Genomic DNA, 18,824 nt, shown 5'->3' with positions numbered 1-18,824 from the left:
TCAGGCTTGCATGGTGTTGACGGCGGTACGGAAGTGCCGCAGCGCACCGGTATAAAACACCGCGCCAATGACGGCAATGGCCGCAAATTGTGGCCACACGATGCTCAGGTCGGCACCTCGGTAGAGGATGGCCTGAGCAAAGCTCACAAAGTGTGTGGTGGGCGCGGCGTTCATCACCCAGCGCACGATGTCGGGCATGCTTTCGCGCGGGGTCATGCCGCCTGACAGGATGTTCAGGGGCAGCAAAACCAGAATCATCAGCAGCCCCAGTTGCGGCATGGAGCGCGCCACGGTGCCCATGTAGATGCCCATGGATGTGGTGGCAAACAGATGCAGCGCACACCCGGTCAGAAACAGGCTGACCGAGCCTGTTACCGGCATGGCCAGGGCGTCTCGCAACACAAATTGCAAGGCCAGTGCGGTGGCCAACATCACCACAGCCCCCATGGACCAGATCTTGGCCAGCATGATCTCCGAGGGTTTGAGGGGCAGCACCAGCAAGTGTTCGATGGTGCCGTGCTCACGTTCACGGATCAGCGCTGCCCCCGTCAACACGATGGAGAGCATGGTGACGTTGTTGATCAACTCCATCACGCCCATGAACCAGGTGTTGTCCAGCGATGGGTTGAAGCGCATGCGCATCGCCAATTCGATGGGCATCGTGGTGTTGACGCGTTCTCGCTGCAGAAATTCGTTGACCTCGCCCAGTGCCATGCTTTGCACGTAGCCCGATCCCAGAAAGGCCTGGCTGAGTTGTGTTGCATCGACGTTCAGCTGGATGGCAGGTGACTTTCCGGCCAGTACATCGCGCTGGAAGTCCGGCGGGATGTCCATCACGAAGGTGTAGCGCCCGGCATCCATGGCCGGGTCGACGTCGGTTAGGCTGATGGCGTCTGGCAGTTTGAACGTAGGGGGGTAGAAGGCGCTGACGATCCGCTGCGACAGCATGGACTGGTCTTCGTCCACCACAGCAATGGGCGCACGGTGCAGGCGGTCGGGGGCACCTTTGGCGGCGGTGTACAGCGCCCCCGAAAACGCCCAGATGACGAAGAGCAGCAGCAGACGGTCACGCCACAAACTGCGCAATTCCTTGATGCCCAGCGTCCAGACCTGGCTGATGGAGGGGAGGCTGTGGCGCTTCATGTGTCTTGCTTTTTCAGAAGAATCACACACAGCATGGTCAGCACCGGAATGATGAGCAGCAACGGGATGAAGTAGGGCCACAGGTCGTTCATGCCCAGGGCTTTGGAGTAGGTGCCTCGGCTGATGAGCAGGAAGGGGCCGGTGGGGTAGATGCGGCCAATCAGGGAGGCAGGCCCTTCGAGCGAGGACACCGGGTTGATGATCCCCGAGAACTGAATGGCTGGCAGCATGGTGGCCAGCGAGGTGCCGAAGATGGCCGCAATCTGGCTGGACACGAAGGTAGACATCAGCAACCCCAGCGCCGTCGATGCCGCCGAGTAGGCCAGGGCGCCCAGCGTGAGCGTCAGGAAGCTGCCTTTGAGGGGGACGCCAAACAGCCAGATGGCCATCACGGTCATCAACGCATAGTTGATCATGGCCGTGCCGATGTAGGGCAACTGCTTGCCGAGCAGAAACTCCAGCTTGGTGACCGGCGTGACATACAGGTTGATGATGGAGCCCAACTCCTTTTCACGCACCACGCCCAGGGCCGTGAGCATGGCGGGGATGAAGATCAGCAGGATGGGGATCACTGCGGGCACCATGGCGTTCAGGCTTTTGACGTCCGGGTTGTAGCGGTAACGGATTTCCACCGTGGCAGGGGATGGGGTGCTCATACCAAGCCGGGTGAATTGCTCTTGCAGGTACGTGGCGTGCAAGCCCTGGATGTAGCCGGAGATGGTCTCCGCGCGCTGAGGCATGGCGCCATCGACCCATACGCCAATGGTGGTCGGGCGGCCGCGGCGCAGGTCGGCCGCGAAGTTGGGGGGGATTTCCAGTGCCACGCTGACGTCGCCATTGCGCAGTCGGCGGTCCATCTCGGCTTCGCTCTGGATGGGGGCTTGCTCAAGGAAGTACGGTGAGCCTGAGATGTTGAGCACATAGTCTCGGCTGACGCTGCTTTGGTCGCGGTCGAGCACGGCAAAGCGCAGGTCTTGAACGTCCATGCTGATGCCATAGCCCATGATGATCATGAGCAGGGCCGTTCCGATCAGGGCCAGCGTCAGGCGGATGGGGTCGCGCCGCAATTCCAGCGATTCACGGTGTGCGTAGCTGAGCAGGCGCGACCAACTGAAGCGCGAATGGACCTGGCGAGGCGAAGGCAGGGGCGCGCTGGGTGTGGCGGGGGAACGAGTTTCCGCTACGTCCTCTGGTGTGGTGGTGGGTACAAAGGGGGGCGCGTCGCTGTCTTGCTGCGCCGCTTCCAATAGGGCAATGAAGGTGTCTTCCAAGCTGGTGTGGCCATGGCGTTGCATCAGGCGATCCGGGGTGTCGCTGTCGAGCACCCGGCCTGCGTGCATCAGCGAGATGCGGTCACAACGCTGTGCCTCGTTCATGAAGTGCGTCGAGATGAACAGGGTCACGCCGTCTTTGCGTGACAGCTCGATCATCAACTCCCAGAACCGGTCACGCGCAATCGGATCCACGCCCGAGGTGGGTTCGTCGAGGATCAGCATGTCGGGGCCATGCACGACGGCCACGGCCAGCGACAGGCGTTGTCTCACACCCAGAGGCAGTTTGTCGGGCAGTTCGTTTTCGACACCGAGCAGGTCGAAGCGCTGAAGCATGTCGTGCACACGCGCCGGAATGCGCTCGGCAGCCACGTGGAAAATCTTGGCGTGCAATTCCAGGTTTTGCCGCACGGTGAGTTCGCCGTACAGCGAGAAGCCTTGCGACATGTAGCCCACGCGTCTGCGCACGCTCAGGTCTTGTGCATCGACTGGGCTGCCGAACAGCGAGGCTTGCCCTTCCGTCGGGGGCAGCAAACCGGTCAACATCTTCATGGTGGTGGTCTTGCCGCAACCGTTGGAGCCCAGAAAGCCGAAGATCTCGCCACGCTGGATGGACAGGTTGACGTGATCGACCGCCGTGAAGTCACCAAACCTGCAGGTCAGATCTTGGGCCTCGATGGCAATGACGTCATACCCGGTCGTGCGTGGCGGTACGACCAGTGCCTGGTGTCCGGTGCGGCGTTGTTCGGGCAAGAGCGCGATGAAAGCGGCTTCCAATGTGTCGCAGCCCGTTTGCTGGCGGAGCATCTGCGGGCTTCCGGTGGCCAGCACACGTCCATCATCCATGGCCACCAGATGCTCGAACCGCTCGGCTTCTTCCATGTAGGCGGTTGCGACCAGCACGCTCATGCCCGGGCGTCGGGTGCGGATATGGTCGATCAGTTCCCAGAACTGGCGGCGTGACAGCGGATCTACGCCGGTGGTGGGCTCATCCAGAATCAACAAGTCAGGGTCGTGGATGAGTGCACAGCACAACCCCAGCTTTTGCTTCATGCCGCCGGAGAGTTTGCCTGCCGGGCGATCGGCAAAGCGGGACAGCCCGGTGCTGTGCAACAACTCGGCGATACGCTGTCGACGTTCCGCTTCGCTGTGGCCGAACAAACGGCCAAAGAAATCGACGTTTTCCCAGACGGACAGTGTGGCGTAGAGGTTCTTGCCCAGTCCTTGGGGCATGTAGGCAATGCGAGGGCAGACCAGCCTTCGATGCGCTGCCGATCGCATGTCTCCTCCCAGGACGTCCAGTTGCCCAGTCTGGAGGCGCCTTGCCCCAGAGATCAATGCCAGCAGGGTGGACTTGCCTACGCCGTCGGGCCCAATGAGCCCGATCATGCCGCCCTGGGGAATGTCCAGCGAGACGTCATCCAGCGCCGTCACGCGCTTGTAGCGGTGACTCAGCGAACGGATGTGGATGACCGAGGTTGTCACGGCTGAGAGGCTGCTGGGGATGCCGGCAGCTTCACTTGCAGCTTGTCGGGCCAAGTCGCGGCGGCGTCTGTTTTGACGTATGCCATGCCGGGCATGCCGGTCTTCACATGACTGCGGTATTTGGCGAGCAGCGCCGCGTCAACCTGAGCGCGAACTTTGAAGACCAGCTTTTGTCGTTCTGCGGTGGTTTCAACCGTTTTGGGCGTGAATTGCGCGACATCGGCCACGTAAGACACCTTGGCAGGAATCACGAACTGAGGGGCCGCGTCCAGCACCAGTCGGGCCTCGGCGCCGATCGCAACCCGGCCAGCGGACGCTTCGGGGAGGAAGAAGGTCATGTAGACGTCGCTGAGATCCACCAACGACAGCACCCGGCCGCCACCGCCCAGCACTTCGCCAGGTTGTGCGGCACGCAATTGCACCCGTCCGGATCGGGGTGAGTGCAGCGTCGCGTCGCTGATGTCAGCCTGAATCCGCTTGACAGACGCTTCAGCGGTCTCAATGGCGGATTGCGCCTCAATGCGTTGCGATTCCGTCGCCGTGATCGCGGCCCGAGCTTCTGCCACCTGAGACTGCGCTGCGCTGAGGCCTGCCCTCACGCTTTGAAGTTGGGCCTGTGCTTCGTCCAGTTTTTGGGGAGGGAGGAAGCCTTTGATGACCAGTTCATCGGTGCGCTGATACTGCTTTTGGGCCAGCGCCAGTTCGGCTTGGCGTTGAGCGACCAGGGCAGAGGCTGTGCTCACAGCTTGATGCCTTTGCGCTAGCAAGGCGTCCACCGTATGGCGTGCCTGCTGCGCTTGTCGTGTCTGTGCTTGAGCCCGAACCAGGTCCGCATCCAGCGTGGCCGTGTCCATGATGGCGACAACCTGATCTTGCTGTACGTCATCACCTTCTTTGACCAAGATGGCTTTGATGCGGCCACCAGATTTGGTTGCCACGTCAATGTCCGTGGCTTCCAATCGACCGTTGCCACTGCTGATGCTGCTGGGCAGACCTTGCGGCTTCAGCTTGTTCCAGCCCACGACAGCCCCGATGGCTACAGCGGCGCAGAGCCCCCACACCAAAGTCCGGCGAGTCTGAAAACCTGTGGTTGGAGTGGGTGTGCTCATGGCGTCCTTGGTCACAACAGCGTCTTAGTGTTTGTACCACGTTGCTCATGCGGGTACCTGTGCGTTGATCAAGGTAAAGCCGCAGGCGTAATAGGGAACCTTTTTTGTTGCGCCAGACACTCAATCCGATCGGTTGCTGCCCGATGATGGCAGCGTGTGCCGTGGAACCTACTGAGTCATTCATGCGTTCATCTCAACGTTTCTCTCGCTCCGTTGTCTCGTTTTTGGTGGTTTCGGCGTTTTGTGTGCCGGTCTGGGCGGCAACGCCCTCGGGCGGTCCACTACGCACCCAGCAGGTCGCCGCGACAGTGCTGTCGATGCACGCGGATGTCGAGGGCATTCACGAGTACCGTTTGCCCAATGGTTTGCAGGTTCTGTTGATTCCAGATGATGCCAAGCCCACCACAACGGTCAACATGACCTATCGCGTGGGATCGCGCCACGAAAGTTATGGCGAAACGGGCATGGCGCATTTGTTGGAGCACATGCTGTTCAAGGGAACGCCCCGGCATCCACAGGTGTGGGCAGACTTCAACAAGCGCGGTTTCAGTGCCAATGGCAGCACTTGGTATGACCGAACCAACTACTTTGCGAGCTTCGCGGCCAACGAGGAAAACCTCCGCTGGTATCTGGCGTGGCAGGCCGATGCCATGGTCAACAGTTTCATTGCGCGCAAGGACCTTGATAGTGAGATGACGGTGGTCCGAAATGAGATGGAAATGGGCGAGAACAGCCCTGATCGCATCTTGATGGACAAGACTTTGGCCGCCATGTACCAGTGGCACAACTATGGCAAGTCCACCATTGGTGCACGAGCGGATGTTGAGGGTGTCGACATCAGTCACTTGCAGGCTTTTTACAAACGGTATTACCAGCCCGATAACGCAACCCTGATCGTGTCAGGCAAGTTTGATGAGTCCAAGGTGCTTGCCTGGGTGCAACGCTACTTTGGTGTCTTGCCCAAGCCCAAACGGGCGTTGCCACCTTTGTATACGCTGGACCCGGTGCAGGATGGTGAGCGCAGCGTCACCCTTCGTCGCGTTGGGGGCGTACCGCTTCTGTATGCCGGTTATCACGTGATGCCTGGCGCCCATCGCGACTTTGCGGCGGTGGAGTTGCTCTCCATCATTTTGGGTGATGCCCCATCAGGGCGTTTGCATAAGCAGTTGACGGAAAAGCAATTGGCCGCCTCGGTGTTTGCGTTTGCACCAGGGTTGGCCGATCCGGGTTTCCTGCTGATGGGGGCGCAGCTGGGTTCGGGGCAGGATGCCGAGGCCGCAAAGAAGGCCATGCTGGATGCGGCAGAGTCGATCGCGCGTCAACCCATCACGGCAGAAGAGCTGGATCGGGCCAAAGCCAAATGGCTCAATGCCTGGGAGCAAGGCTTCTCCGATCCTCAGCATGTCGGGGTGGCCTTGTCCGAGGCCGTGGCCCTGGGTGATTGGCGGCTGTTTTTCCTGACCCGCGATCGTGTCAAAGCCATTGCCTTGTCTGATGTGCAACGAGTGGCTGAGCATGTTTTGCTGGCATCCAATCGCACGACCGGGGAGTACGTGCCGACCGCTGCACCTGTGCGGGCAGATGCGCCGGCGCGCGTGAATGTGTCGGAGGCCATGAAGGACTTTCAAGCTCAGCGTGCGCAGAGCAAGGTTGCGGCATTTGATGCCAGCCCGGCCAACATTGACGCCTCGACCGAGCGGTTTAAGTTGTCTTCGGGCATGCAGGTGGCATTGCTGAGCAAGCCGACACGGGGGGAAGCCGTGAAGGGCGCTTTGACCCTGCACTTCGGCAATGTCCAAAGTTTGACCAATTGGGGCAGTGTCCCCGGCATGATGGCGGCACTACTGGACAAGGGAACCACCACGTTGTCTCGTCAGCAGGTGCAAGACAAACTGGATGGGCTGCAAGCTGAGGTGGCCTTCTCATCCGGGGCGGGCACCCTCACGGCCCAGTTCGCCACGCGTCGAGCACATGTGACTGCCGTCCTGGCGTTGCTGGCAGACATGTTGCAGCACCCGGCATTCCCGGCTGACGCGCTGGAAGAGGTGCGAAGGCAGGCTCTGGCAGGCTTGGACGAGCAGCGAAAGGAGCCAGAAGCCGTGCTGGCGGAGGCCATGGCGCGTCATGGCAACCCGTATCCCAAGGGGGATGTTCGCTATGCCGAGACATTTGACGAGTCTGAGGCCGACCTGAAGGCCGTCCAGCTTGATCGCGTTCGGGCCTATCACCAGCAATTTTTGGGAAGTGAGCACGGGCAGTTGGCGCTCGTGGGTGACGTGGACCGTGCCGCAACGCAAAAGGTACTGGAGGATAGGTTTGGTTCATGGCGCAGCGCAACGGCCTATGAGCGAGTCCCTTCGCCTCTCGTGTCGATACCGCCCGCTCAGATCCAGTTGATCACGCCCGACAAGCAAAATGCGACCCTGTCGGTCGTGCAGCCTTTGGCGTTGAATGACCAGGATCCGGATTACCCGGCGCTCATGCTGGCCAATCACCTGTTGGGCTCTGGCGGGGATTCGCGCTTGTGGAATCGCATCCGTGAGAAGGAAGGCCTGTCCTATAACGTTTTCAGCGCCGTGCAGTGGAATCCGCACGAGGCGCATTCTGTGTGGTCGGCGGGGGCCATCTTTGCGCCCCAAAACAAAGACCGAGTGCTGGCGGCATTCAAAGAAGAGGTACAACGGGCCTTGGAGAAAGGTTTTACTCAGGCGGAGTTTGAGGCTGGTCGGCGCGGTTTGCTCAATTTCCGCAGATTGGGTCGTGCACAGGATGCAAGGCTGGCTGCCGGTTGGGTGAACAACTTGTTCCTTGACAGAACTTATGCACTCTCGGCGCAAGTGGATGCCGCGCTCGAGAAGCTGACCGTGCAACAGGTCAATGATGCTTTACGCCGCTATTTGAAGCCGGATCAGTTTGTGATGGGCGTGGCGGGGGATTTCAAAGCCAGCAAATGACCGGTGATCGGCCATAAAAAAACCGACGCAGTGTGCGTCGGTTTTTTGATTGGATCAAAAGCGATCAGATGGCAAAGTCTTCCAGAGTCTTGCCGGCAGCGATGGCGGCTTGAATCCACTTTGGCTTCAGGCCGCGCCCGGTCCAGGTTTCGCCCGTAGCGGCGTTACGGTACTTGGGGGCAACCTTTTGACCAGCAGCACTGCTGCCACCCGTCTTGCCACCAGCCTTCACGCCCAGGTCTGCCACGGTCAGACCGTTTTCAGCCAGCAGTGTCTTGATCTGGGCGATCACGTTGGCGCGCTCGGCACGGCGGGCTTCAGCGACTTGCTTTTCCAGTTCGGCGGCTTGCTTGATAAGGGCAGATTGTTGAGCGAGGAGTTCTTGCAGATTGCTCATGGCGTTCCTTTGAGGCCCGGTTGTGAGGGCTTAATAATTATCACGTTTCTGCCAGGTCGGCAGCGTTAAGGCATAACAGCCGAATGATGAGTCATTCGGTCAGGGAACGAATTCTAAACACGAAATAATTGACCGTGCAAATCAGGTGATTTGGGTCAATTTAACACCGGTGATATTGCATGCGCAACGGGCCTTGCCCACATTTAGCGCGACGCGTCCCGTTTGACGGCCTCACCCAGCTTGATGACGGCGAGCGCGTAATAGCTGGACTGGTTGTATCGAGTAATCGCATAGAAATTGGCGGTGCCCGCGATCAATGTGGCCGTTGCGCCGCCGTTCTCCAATTTCACCAATGCCAACTTGCCCGGGTGATTCAAGGCTGGCTCGGCCAAAGTTGCCCCCAGTGCTTGCATATCTTCAGCAGAGAAGCTGGGGCGGATATCTGGCGCCAGCAGTTTGTTCAGCGCCCAGGTGTCTTCCGGCGGCGTGATATCGAAATAGCTGGGCCACTCGGCGCGCCATCCGTGCTCGGCCAGGTAATGTGCAACACTGCCGATGGCATCGACCGGGCTGTTGCGCAAATCGACCTTGCCGTCGCCATCGAAGTCTACGCCCCACTTCCGGATGGAGCTGGGCATGAACTGAGGCAGGCCGATGGCGCCCGCGTAAGACCCCAGCACGCTGGCTGGTGCCACATTTTGCTCGTGGCAAAGGGTCAAGAATTGCCCTAACTCTGATCGGAAGAAGACGCTGCGATCGCTGCGCCCCTTCGGAAAATCGAGGCTCAAGGTGGTCAGCGCATCAAGTACCCGGAAATTGCCCATCTGACGTCCATAAATGGTTTCAACGCCTAAGACGCCCGCGATGATGTGCGCCGGCACACCGTAGATCTGTTCGGCTCGTTGCAAGGTGGTCGCGTGTTGGCGCCAAAAAGTCACGCCGGCTTTGATGCGGATGGGTTCGACAAAGCGGCTGCGATAAAGCGCCCAGTTTTTGCCGGTGGCTGCGGGCGGCGGCATCATCAACTTGGCCACGCTTTCTTTCAGGCGCGCTTCCGACAGGGCGGCCCAAACCCATTGAGGGTCCAGTTGATGTTCTGCGGCGAGTGCCTGGGCCAGTTCACGTGCATCGTTGCGTCGTGCGTAGCTGTCAGCTGGTGCAGCGTTGTTGAGCGCCAGGTTGCTCTGCGGCTGCTGAAGGGCGTCGGTCGAAGCCTGGGGCGGGACGGCGGGCAGGGGGGATGCCGTGGGGGCTGACGCTTGCTGAACTGGCGGGGTCGAGCAGCCACTTAACTGATGCAGGACCAGGCAGGCCAGTGCAGTGCCCAGGATGGCGCGCATGGTTGCACGCTGAACAATACGAAACATGAGACGGAACTCGAAAGACTCGCGATGCCGGTGGCAACCGGCTTGGTTGTCAGTGTGCCTGATCTGCGCGGCGCGACGGGGCCGTATTGGCGTGCGCTCGCCACGATTTGACCAGTTTGCCGATGGATCGAATTTCGGCTTGCGCGGCCTTCTGCGATTGTTGCGCAGACAGGTGGGGTAAGCGGGCGTAACGGAGTCGATCCAACTCATGCAGCCGATCGACCAGCTCGCATTGAATGCCCTGCGTGGTCGGATCCGTTTTCAGGCCTTCGATGAGCCGAGCCCAAGCGAGTGCCGGTGCTGGATAGGGCATCTGCGGGGGCGCTCGGCCAGACAGTTTAAGCATGGTCTGGTGCAACTGCCACATCCGCTTATGCCATGGCGATTGGCGTCGGACAGGGCGTTGCCACCATAGCCAAATGCCACCCACGACGCTGCTCAACACCAAGCCAGCAGCACTGAGTCGCAACAGATCTTGCCAGTCTGGCTCGCTGATGCCCCACCCCTTGAGCATGGCCAACTGCTGTTGACGTGAATAGCTTTGCACCCACATGTTCCAACGGTGGTTGGCAGCCTCCAGATAGGCTCTCGCGGTGTGCCAGTAGGCCGCATCAAGACCGGGCAGGGTGTCATTGACGTTGCGCGCCCTTGTGTCAAAGCGTCGGGGGCGTTCGATGCGTTCAGGTGCCACGGCGGCGGTCGGGTCGACGCGAACCCACCCGTGCGTGTCAGACCAGTATTCGGCCCAAGCATGTGCATCGCTGTTGCGGACCACCAGCCAGTCGTCAAAGGGATTTTTCTCTGCCCCTTGGTAACCCGTCACGATGCGCGCGGGCACCCCCATGTTGCGCAGCACCACCACCATGGCACTGGCGAAGTGCTCGCAAAATCCTGCCCGCTGATCCAACCAGAACCGATCGATTTGGTGTGGGGATGGGGATGCTCCCGGTGGCAAATCGGCGTCAGGGGACAAGGTGTAGCGAAAGTTTTCCTGGCGGATGTAGCGCAACACGGCCAGAACCTTCTGGTCCGCACTGGCTGAGACCAGGCCGGCCCGTGTGGAGAAATCTCGCGTCCAGACCATCGTGCGGGGGTTGAAACCCTGGGGTAGTGCGACGAGCCGGAGCCGATCCGCATCAGTCAGGCTCACATCCTCCTCAGATTCCATCAAATTGGCTTTGGCATTGATCTGCGCGCGTTCTGTCAGCGGCTGCACAGCCAACCAGTTGCGTCCGAGTCGAACCAATTTAGGCTCATTTAGGGGCGGGGCGGGGCTCGCCTGGAATGTGCCTTCCAACAAGGCAATGCTGCGCAAACGGGTGGGCTCGATGGTGGCCTGATAGCTCACGCTGTTATTCAATGGCGAGGTGCCTTGGGGGGATCGCTCTGGCCCGGTTTGGAGTGCATCCATCCGGGTGCTGTCCCGGGGTGCTTGTGTCCAAGTCTGGCCATCAAACTGCTCTAGCACAGGCCCTCGGAAATACAGCTTTTGCGGCGGAGGCAGCGCGGACGCAAAGCGCACGCGCATGGCAATCGAGTCGTCCAGCGCCAATTCGGCAACGTGGCCGAGCTTCATGTCGTCTGAAAGTCCCGTTCTTGGCCCGGCGTCACCGGGCAAGCGCCACAGTGGTCCAAACCGCGGGAAAAACAGGAACAGCATCACCATCAGAGGCAACCCGAGGAGCATGCTGAGGCATGCTGTACGCCAGGCTGACCAGATGGAGGGGCGCCCAATGGGGCGCTGCGCCAAGATCAATGAAATCAGCCAAGCCACTGTGGCCAGCAACATGAGCGCTGCAATGACGATGCTTTGCGAGTACAGAAACTGCGTCAGTACCAGGAAAAAACCCAGGCAGGTGATGACCAGCGCATCGCGCCGAGCGCGCAATTCCAGTGTTTTCAGTGCCGCCAGCACGGTGACCAGGGTGATGCCAGCCTCACGCCCCATCAGCGAGTGATGGGTGCGCCAAGTGAGAGCCAGGCACGCAGCCAGCGCAAGCCAATTGACCCACCGAGGCGGCAATGGGGCATCTCGCCAAGCAAGTTGGGCTCGCCAGGCGATGGCCAGCACCACGCCACTGGCGCACCACCAGGGCAGGCGAGGCAAGTGAGGGGCCACGGTCATAAGTAACGCAGCCAGTAGCCACAGCGTGTCACGTCCCTCTCGACTGAGCCTTGTTGTCGACCACAGCAGGCGGAGATGCGCGGTCATGCGTGACGCTCCGCAGGCGGAGTGGCCCACGTTCCCAATGCGTCCAGGCAAGTCTTCAGGTGATGCGGGCCGCTGTCGCAGTCCACTTGCACACCCGGCAAACGAAGGCCGTAGCGGCCACCCGTGTCGCAAGCGACCTGTTCTGCGATCACCAGCCACGTGGCCAAGCGCGACAGGCGCGATTCCAGCGCCAATCCTTGCATGCCAGGCGAGGCATCGAAATCTAGCCACAGGTCAGGGGAGCGCCCGCGAACCGGCTCGCGCGTCACAAGGCCTGTGCCGGAGGCCAAGGCGTGGCTGGACTTCTTCCATGCAATCCACCGCAATGGATCGCCTCGGCGGTAGTCACGCAATCCATCCGGAATGTCTGCATGCCGCTGCGCTGCACTGGGCATCACGGCCTGATTCTGATCTGGGGCGCTCTCGGGGAGTGCGGGAGGGTGAGGCTCCAGCGCCGGCCAAATCAGCACCCGACTGTGAGGGCGCCAATAGGCCCAAACTCTGAAAAAGCCCATGGGGAAGCCCGTTTCAATGACCACCGTGGGCATGTCCATCCAGCCGCGACGAGTTGCGGGCGTTTCAAGCTCAACGGTGGTGTCTCCGCCCGCCGTCACCTCAAAGGGTGTCAGGTCCTGCAACACAGAGGTCTGTTTGTCAGCCAGGAAGCGCGCACTGAAACCCAGGCGCAGGCCTAACCGATGCTTGCGCCCCTGATCATTGTGAGCCAGCACCGTCAGTCGTACCGCTTGACCGGCATGGACGCCATGAGGCGCCAGCAAACTCATCCGCAATCCCTGCAGGTTGCTGTGCGTTTGGTACATCACGGCCAAGCCTGTGCCCGCCAGCAGAAATGTCAGCGCGTAACCCAGATTGATTTGCTCATTGATGGACGCCGCCAGCAAGATCAGGATGACGGCGGCAAAGCCCCAGCCTGCACGGGTCGGCAGGATGTAGACGTTGCGTTGCGTCAGTCGAAGATCGTCTTTGCGGGGCAGCCGTGCGCTCCACCAGGCTTGCCAACGAGCCGACCAACTGTCACGCCAGCGATGCAGCAACGTCATGGAACGGGCGTCGCTTCCAGCAATGCACGCGCTTGCGCCGCACTGCTGCGGTTGGACTGCGGCAAGACCTGCAGGCGATGGGCAACGGCTGGCACCCACAGTGCCTGAATGTCTTCTGGGGAGACGTGGCCCCGACCCAAGACCAGCGCGCGCGCGCGCGCCAGTCGCAGCAGCGACAAGCCTGCTCTGGGACTCAAACCCAAGGCAAACCAGCGCCCATCGCGCGTGGCGCTGATCAACGCTTGCAGATAGTCCAGCAACCCGTCCGAAATATGCACCGACTCAATGGCCCGTTGTAACGACAGCCATTGTTCTGGCTGCATCACGGGCAGCAGGCTTGCCAGAAGGCCGCGCCGATCTGCGCCCGTCAGCAGGGCTCGCTCCGCTTCCTGAGAGGGGTAGCCCAGCGATAAACGCATGGCAAACCGATCCAGTTGAGACTCGGGCAGAGGGTGGGTGCCCAACTGATCCGATGGATTTTGCGTGGCGATCACAAAAAACGGTGAGGGCAGGGGGCGGGTCTCGCCATCGGCCGACACCTGCCGCTCCTCCATGGCCTCCAGCAGCGCACTTTGGGTCCGTGGTCCGGCCCGGTTGATTTCATCGGCCAGGAGCACCTGCGCAAACACCGGCCCTGGATGGAAGACAAACGCCTCCTTTTGCCGCTCGTACACGCTGACCCCGATCAAGTCTGAGGGCAGCAAATCGGCTGTGAACTGGATGCGCGCGTGCGTCAACCCCAGGCAATGGGCCAATGATTGCGACAAGGTGGTCTTGCCCACACCGGGTACGTCTTCAATTAGCAAATGGCCGCCAGCCAACAGACAGATCACGCTCAGCGTGACCTGCTCTCGCTTGCCCACGATGATCGTGCTAACCTGATCGATTAGCTGCGTGACCTGCGATGGACTGGCCGAAGTGGCGCCCCCCGTGTGCGCCTGAAGAGGGTTTTTGTCGTTGCGGAGCATGCCGCCACATTACCTGAAACCCGTCTGACGTGCAGAGCAGGACTGAATCATGACGACCGGCTACTTTTCCCATCCCGACTGTCTGTTCCATGACATGGGGGAGGGGCACCCGGAGTGTCCGCAACGGATCGAAGCCATCGAGGCCCGACTGAAAGAAGAGGGCCTCGATGCTCGCCTCGACCATCGCGACGTTCCCATGGCGGACAACAGCGACCTGGCGCTGGCCCATGAAATGAATTACGTCCTGACGCTGGACGATTTCCTGCAGCAACTGGAAGCCACGGGCGACACCCGTGCACTGGACCCGGACACCTGGGCTTGCCCCGGCACCCGGTCTGCCGCCTGGCGCGCCGCGGGTGCCGCCATCGCAGCAACCGACGCAGTGATCGACAGGTCGGTCAACAACGCTTTCTGTGCCATTCGTCCGCCCGGACACCACGCGTTGCGTGGGCAGACCATGGGTTTCTGCTTCTTCAACAATGTGGCCGTGGCCGCGCGGCATGCGCTCGACGTCCGAGGCCTGCAGCGCGTGGCCATCGTTGACTTTGACCTGCACCACGGCAACGGCACCGAAGACATCCTCGCAGGCGACGATCGCGTGCTGATGCTCGGTTTTTTCATGCACCCCGCCTATCCATACTGCGGGGCCGAGAGTCGCGCAGGCAACATGGTGAACGTGCCCGTGCCTTCTCGCAGCAACGGCTCCACCATCCGCGATGTGGTCGAAAGTTACTGGCTCTACCGCATTGAAGACTTCAAGCCCGACATGATTTTCATCTCGGCCGGTTTCGATGCGCACCGTGAAGACGAAATGGGGGGGCTGGGTTTGGTCGAGGCTGACTACGCCTGGATTACCCAAAAAATTCTGGATTTGGCGCAACGCTATTGCCAAGGCCGCGTGGTGTCCTGCCTGGAAGGGGGCTACAACCTGGACTCGCTGGCGCGCAGCGCTGCCACCCACGTTCGCACGCTGCTTGAGTATTGATGTCTGTTTCCATGAATCCGTCCAGTTCCGTCACCGCCACCCACCCTCTGACCGCGACCGAACTTGAACACCTGATCGGCCAGTTGGGCGAGGCCCCCGCGTGGGCTGAAATGGGTGTGCTGCTGGGGTGCCTGGGCTTGTCTTGGGCGCTGGTTCGCCTCTGGCGCGGTCGTCACGTCGATCCCAAGTCCATCTGGTTCGGGCGCCGCATCATCGACGGGGTGCTGTTTCCGGTGCTGGCGCTGTTGCTGGCGCTGGGCGCGCGCCGCTTGTTCCTGGGCGACCTGCCCATGGTCGTCTTCCGGGTCGCGCTGCCGGTGCTGATGTCGCTCACGGTCATCCGATTGACCGTCAAAGTGTTGCGAGCCGTGTTCCCCGACTCTCAGGCCGTGCGCGTGGTCGAGCGGACCGTATCTTGGCTGGCCTGGTTGGCCACTGTGATGTGGATCACCGGGGTGTTGCCCATCATCCTCGACGAGATGGAGGACGTGCACTGGAAGATCGGTGCGGCTCGGGTCACCCTGCGCAGCCTGGTCGAAGGTTCGCTCAGCGCGGTGCTCGTGCTGATCCTGTCCTTGTCGCTGTCGTCTGCCATCGAGGCGCGCCTGCTCAAGGGGGCGACCGACAACCTGTCGCTGCGCAAGATTGCCGCCAATGCCATCCGGGCCTTGCTGCTGGTTGTGGGCCTCATCCTGGCCATGTCGACCGCTGGCATCGACCTGACGGCGCTGTCGGTGCTCGGTGGTGCGGTGGGCGTCGGTCTGGGTTTCGGCTTGCAAAAATTGGCGGCCAACTACGTCAGTGGTTTCGTGATCCTGGCCGAGCGCAGTCTGCGCATAGGCGACCTGGTGCGGGTGGACAACTTTGAAGGCCGCATCACCGACATCAACACCCGGTACACCGTGCTGCGTGCTTCGAACGGACGCGAGTCGGTGGTGCCCAACGAGTTGTTGATCACCCAGCGCGTGGAAAACGCGTCGCTGGCCGACACCAAAATGGCCATGACGACCCTGGTGCAGGTGGCATACGGCACGGACATGGACTGGCTCATGCCGCAACTCCTCGAAGCCATCCGGCGGGTGGATCGCGTGCTGCCTGATCCTGCACCGACGGTGTTCCTCTCCAACTTTGCCTCCGATGGCTTGGAATTAACCGTCACGTTCTGGATTCGTGATCCGGAAAACGGCCAATTGGCAGCCCGATCTGCGGTCAATCTGGCGATCTTGCGGACCCTGAACGAGTTGGGGGTCGAGATTCCGTTTCCCCAGCGCGTCGTTCACCAGATCCCTCATCCCAATGAGGTATCCTCCAGCGCAACCTGAGTTTTCTGCCTGCTTCGGCGGGCTGGCCACCGCATGACCCAATCTTCCCAATCGCCCAAGGCCGACGATCTCGTTGTGGACGTCGCCGATGACGTGGATGACGCACCGCGTCCGCGTCGCAAGGGCATCTACATTCTTCCTAATCTGTTCACCTTGGCCGCCCTGTTCGGTGGGTTCTACGCCATCGTCATGGCCATGAATGGTCAGTTTGAGCAGGCGGCCATTGGCGTGTTCTGTGCCATGGTGCTCGACAGCCTGGATGGCCGTGTCGCTCGCATGACCAATACGCAAAGCGCGTTTGGCGAGCAAATGGACAGCCTGTCTGACATGGTGTCGTTTGGCGCCGCACCGGCGCTGATCGTCTACGAATGGGCGCTCAAGGACATGGGCAAACTGGGCTGGATCGCCGCCTTTGTCTATTGTTCTGGCGCTGCTCTGCGTCTGGCGCGCTTCAATACCAACATTGCCGTGGTCGACAAGCGCTTCTTCCAAGGCCTGCCCAGCCCTGCAGCCGCCGCGCTGGTCATGGGCCTGATCTGGGTCGTGACCGACATGGGTGAAAACGCCACCTCCTTGCCCTGGATGGTCTGGCTGGCTTGTGCGTTCACCCTTTACGCCGGCTTGACCATGGTGACGAACGTGCCTTTCTACAGCTTCAAGGACGTCAATTTCCGCCGCACGGTACCGTTCATTGCCGTGGTGGCCATTGCACTCGGCATCGCAGTCATCACCATCCATCCGCCCATCGTGCTGTTTGGTGTGTTCGTGGTGTACGGCCTGTCGGGGTACGGCGTCTACATCTGGAAGCGCATGAAGGGCAAGCCCGTCAGCGTCATTTCCACCTCGACCGACGAGCCTGACGAAGCCGGCTTGCATCGCTGAGCGCGAGCAGCCTGAACGACTTTCTGCCCCCGGAGGCACACCATGACCGACAAGCTGATCATTTTCGACACCACCTTGCGTGACGGCGAACAGTCGCCCGGCGCTTCGATGACCCGCGAGGAAAAGCTGCGCATCGCACGCCAGCTCGAGCGCATGAAGGTGGACGTCATGGAGGCGGGTTTTGCCGCGTCGTCCAATGGCGACTTTGAGGCCATCAAGGCCATCGCCGACGTCATCAAGGATTCGACGGTGTGCTCGTTGGCCCGTGCCAACGACCGCGACATCAGTCGTGCGGCTGAGGCCCTGAAGGGTGCCAATTCCTGGCGGATTCACACCTTCATTGCCACCAGCCCATTGCACATGGAGAAAAAACTCCGTATGTCGCCCGAGCAGGTGCTGGAGCAGGCCAAGTTGGCCGTGCGTTTCGCCCGTAACCTGACCTCGGACGTGGAGTTTTCTGCTGAAGACGGTTACCGCTCTGAACTCGATTTCCTGGCGCGCGTCTGCGAAGCCGTGATCGCCGAAGGGGCCACCACCATCAACATCCCTGACACGGTGGGCTATGGCATCCCCGAGTTGTACGGCAACTTCATCCGCGAACTGCGTCAAAAAGTGCCCAACTCCGACAAGGCGATCTGGTCGGTGCATTGCCACAACGACCTAGGCATGGCCGTGGCCAATTCCCTGGCTGGCGTGAAGATTGGTGGTGCCCGTCAGGTGGAGTGCACGATCAACGGTCTGGGCGAGCGCGCCGGCAACTGCGCCATGGAAGAAATCGTCATGGCGATCAAAACGCGTCGTGACTACTTCGGTCTGGATGTCGGGGTCGACACCCGTCAAATCATGCCGGCGTCCCGTCTGGTGTCTCAGACGACGGGCTTCGTGGTGCAACCCAACAAGGCCGTGGTCGGCGCCAACGCGTTCGCGCACGCATCCGGTATTCACCAGGACGGCGTGCTCAAGGCGCGCGACACCTATGAAATCATGCGTGCCGAAGACGTGGGCTGGGCCGCCAACAAGATCGTGCTGGGCAAGTTGTCGGGGCGCAATGCGTTCAAACAACGTCTGCAAGAGTTGGGCATCGATCTGGACTCGGAAGCCGAAGTCAATGCCGCGTTCGCCAAGTTCAAGGAACTGGCTGACCGCAAGAGCGAGATTTTTGACGAGGACATCATTGCTCTGGTGGGCGACGAAAGCGTGACCAGCGAGCAAGAGCACTATCGCCTGGTGGCCTTGTCGCAAGGCTCCGAAACGGGCGAACGCCCCCACGCCCGGGTTGTGTTCGCGGCTGGCAATGTCGAGCACAGCGCCGAAAGCCAAGGCAACGGCCCGGTCGATGCCAGCGTCAAGGCGATTGAATCCGTTGTGAAAAGTGGCGCGGAAATTCAACTTTACTCGGTGAATGCCATCACGTCGGGAAGCACAGAATCTCAAGGTGAGGTGACCGTGCGACTGCAATTGGGCGGTCGCGTGGTGAACGGGGTGGGTGCAGACCCGGACATCGTGGTGGCCTCGGCCAAGGCCTATTTGTCGGCCCTGAACAAGTTGCACAGCAACGCCGAACGCGTCGCAGCCCAAGGCTGAACCAAGGCGTGAGTGGCCTGCTTTTGCGGGTTACTTGATAAAGGACGCGTAAGTCTTTGATCTTGCGCGTTTTTTATTTACACT

The 18,824-nt window shown here is 60.8% G+C and carries 13 protein-coding genes; 5 read left to right on the top strand and 8 right to left on the bottom strand.

From position 1 onward, the window contains the following. From ACOYNB_RS06875 to ACOYNB_RS06865, 3 genes are read right to left on the bottom strand one after another with little or no spacing between them, the layout of a single operon-like run. Positions 1-1,143: an ABC transporter permease gene (locus ACOYNB_RS06875; protein WP_422838377.1), complete on the bottom strand. Its 1,143-nt coding sequence runs from the start codon at positions 1,141-1,143 to the stop codon at positions 1-3. Next, positions 1,140-3,899: a ribosome-associated ATPase/putative transporter RbbA gene (gene rbbA / locus ACOYNB_RS06870; RefSeq protein ID WP_422838376.1), complete on the bottom strand. Its 2,760-nt coding sequence runs from the start codon at positions 3,897-3,899 to the stop codon at positions 1,140-1,142. Before rbbA ends, ACOYNB_RS06875 begins: the two co-directional genes overlap by 4 nt. Further along, positions 3,896-5,008 carry an HlyD family secretion protein gene (locus ACOYNB_RS06865; protein ID WP_422838375.1) on the bottom strand — a complete coding sequence of 371 codons (1,113 nt, stop codon included), beginning with the start codon at positions 5,006-5,008 and terminating at the stop codon, positions 3,896-3,898. The genes rbbA and ACOYNB_RS06865 overlap by 4 nt, the downstream gene beginning before the upstream one ends. Positions 5,009-5,190: 182 nt before the next feature. Between ACOYNB_RS06865 and ACOYNB_RS06860 the strand changes: the two genes are divergently transcribed. Next, on the top strand, positions 5,191-7,962 hold the full coding sequence (locus ACOYNB_RS06860; RefSeq protein ID WP_422838374.1) for a M16 family metallopeptidase: 2,772 nt from the start codon (positions 5,191-5,193) through the stop codon (positions 7,960-7,962). A 64-nt stretch (positions 7,963-8,026) separates the two neighbouring features. On the opposite strand, the gene ACOYNB_RS06855 is transcribed toward ACOYNB_RS06860, so the two are convergent. From ACOYNB_RS06855 to ACOYNB_RS06835, 5 genes are all read right to left on the bottom strand, one after another. Then, complete coding sequence (locus tag ACOYNB_RS06855) at positions 8,027-8,359, bottom strand: H-NS family nucleoid-associated regulatory protein (protein WP_422838373.1); 333 nt, start codon at positions 8,357-8,359, stop codon at positions 8,027-8,029. Between the two features lie 203 nt (positions 8,360-8,562). Further along, positions 8,563-9,726, bottom strand: a complete 1,164-nt coding sequence (mltB, locus tag ACOYNB_RS06850) for a lytic murein transglycosylase B (RefSeq protein WP_422838372.1) — start codon at positions 9,724-9,726, stop codon at positions 8,563-8,565. Between the two features lie 49 nt (positions 9,727-9,775). Then, positions 9,776-11,938: a transglutaminaseTgpA domain-containing protein gene (locus tag ACOYNB_RS06845; protein ID WP_422838371.1), complete on the bottom strand. Its 2,163-nt coding sequence runs from the start codon at positions 11,936-11,938 to the stop codon at positions 9,776-9,778. After that, positions 11,935-12,999, bottom strand: coding sequence for a DUF58 domain-containing protein (locus tag ACOYNB_RS06840; protein WP_422838370.1), 1,065 nt, complete (start codon positions 12,997-12,999; stop codon positions 11,935-11,937). Before ACOYNB_RS06840 ends, ACOYNB_RS06845 begins: the two co-directional genes overlap by 4 nt. Beyond that, a complete protein-coding gene (locus ACOYNB_RS06835) occupies positions 12,996-13,967 on the bottom strand; it encodes an AAA family ATPase (protein ID WP_422838369.1) in 972 nt (323 codons plus the stop codon). The genes ACOYNB_RS06840 and ACOYNB_RS06835 overlap by 4 nt, the downstream gene beginning before the upstream one ends. Positions 13,968-14,016: 49 nt before the next feature. Here ACOYNB_RS06835 and ACOYNB_RS06830 point away from each other — a divergent pair, with 49 nt between their 5' ends. From ACOYNB_RS06830 to ACOYNB_RS06815, 4 genes are read left to right on the top strand one after another with little or no spacing between them, the layout of a single operon-like run. Next, positions 14,017-14,952, top strand: a complete 936-nt coding sequence (locus tag ACOYNB_RS06830; protein WP_422838368.1) for a histone deacetylase family protein — start codon at positions 14,017-14,019, stop codon at positions 14,950-14,952. Beyond that, entirely contained in the window at positions 14,952-16,274 is a 1,323-nt protein-coding gene (locus tag ACOYNB_RS06825; RefSeq protein ID WP_422838367.1) for a mechanosensitive ion channel family protein, read from the top strand. The genes ACOYNB_RS06830 and ACOYNB_RS06825 overlap by 1 nt, the downstream gene beginning before the upstream one ends. Before the next feature lie 33 nt (positions 16,275-16,307). After that, positions 16,308-17,156, top strand: coding sequence for a CDP-diacylglycerol--serine O-phosphatidyltransferase (gene pssA, locus ACOYNB_RS06820; protein ID WP_422838366.1), 849 nt, complete (start codon positions 16,308-16,310; stop codon positions 17,154-17,156). Between the two features lie 42 nt (positions 17,157-17,198). Beyond that, entirely contained in the window at positions 17,199-18,740 is a 1,542-nt protein-coding gene (locus tag ACOYNB_RS06815; RefSeq protein ID WP_422838365.1) for a 2-isopropylmalate synthase, read from the top strand. Positions 18,741-18,824 lie beyond the last annotated feature (84 nt).

The sequence above is a fragment of the Aquabacterium sp. genome (assembly GCF_049317225.1).
GTDB lineage: Bacteria > Pseudomonadota > Gammaproteobacteria > Burkholderiales > Burkholderiaceae_C > Aquabacterium.
This window is presented reverse-complemented; position numbering and strand designations above follow the sequence as displayed.

Coding starts and splice junctions, on each gene's coding strand:
- ACOYNB_RS06875 (WP_422838377.1), bottom strand. CDS start 1,143: ATGAAGCGCCACAGCCTCCCCTCCATCAGCCAGGTCTGGACGCTGGGC.
- ACOYNB_RS06865 (WP_422838375.1), bottom strand. CDS start 5,008: ATGAGCACACCCACTCCAACCACAGGTTTTCAGACTCGCCGGACTTTG.
- ACOYNB_RS06860 (WP_422838374.1), top strand. CDS start 5,191: ATGCGTTCATCTCAACGTTTCTCTCGCTCCGTTGTCTCGTTTTTGGTG.
- ACOYNB_RS06855 (WP_422838373.1), bottom strand. CDS start 8,359: ATGAGCAATCTGCAAGAACTCCTCGCTCAACAATCTGCCCTTATCAAG.
- mltB (WP_422838372.1), bottom strand. CDS start 9,726: ATGTTTCGTATTGTTCAGCGTGCAACCATGCGCGCCATCCTGGGCACT.
- ACOYNB_RS06845 (WP_422838371.1), bottom strand. CDS start 11,938: ATGACCGCGCATCTCCGCCTGCTGTGGTCGACAACAAGGCTCAGTCGA.
- ACOYNB_RS06840 (WP_422838370.1), bottom strand. CDS start 12,999: ATGACGTTGCTGCATCGCTGGCGTGACAGTTGGTCGGCTCGTTGGCAA.
- ACOYNB_RS06835 (WP_422838369.1), bottom strand. CDS start 13,967: ATGCTCCGCAACGACAAAAACCCTCTTCAGGCGCACACGGGGGGCGCC.
- ACOYNB_RS06830 (WP_422838368.1), top strand. CDS start 14,017: ATGACGACCGGCTACTTTTCCCATCCCGACTGTCTGTTCCATGACATG.
- ACOYNB_RS06825 (WP_422838367.1), top strand. CDS start 14,952: ATGTCTGTTTCCATGAATCCGTCCAGTTCCGTCACCGCCACCCACCCT.
- pssA (WP_422838366.1), top strand. CDS start 16,308: ATGACCCAATCTTCCCAATCGCCCAAGGCCGACGATCTCGTTGTGGAC.
- ACOYNB_RS06815 (WP_422838365.1), top strand. CDS start 17,199: ATGACCGACAAGCTGATCATTTTCGACACCACCTTGCGTGACGGCGAA.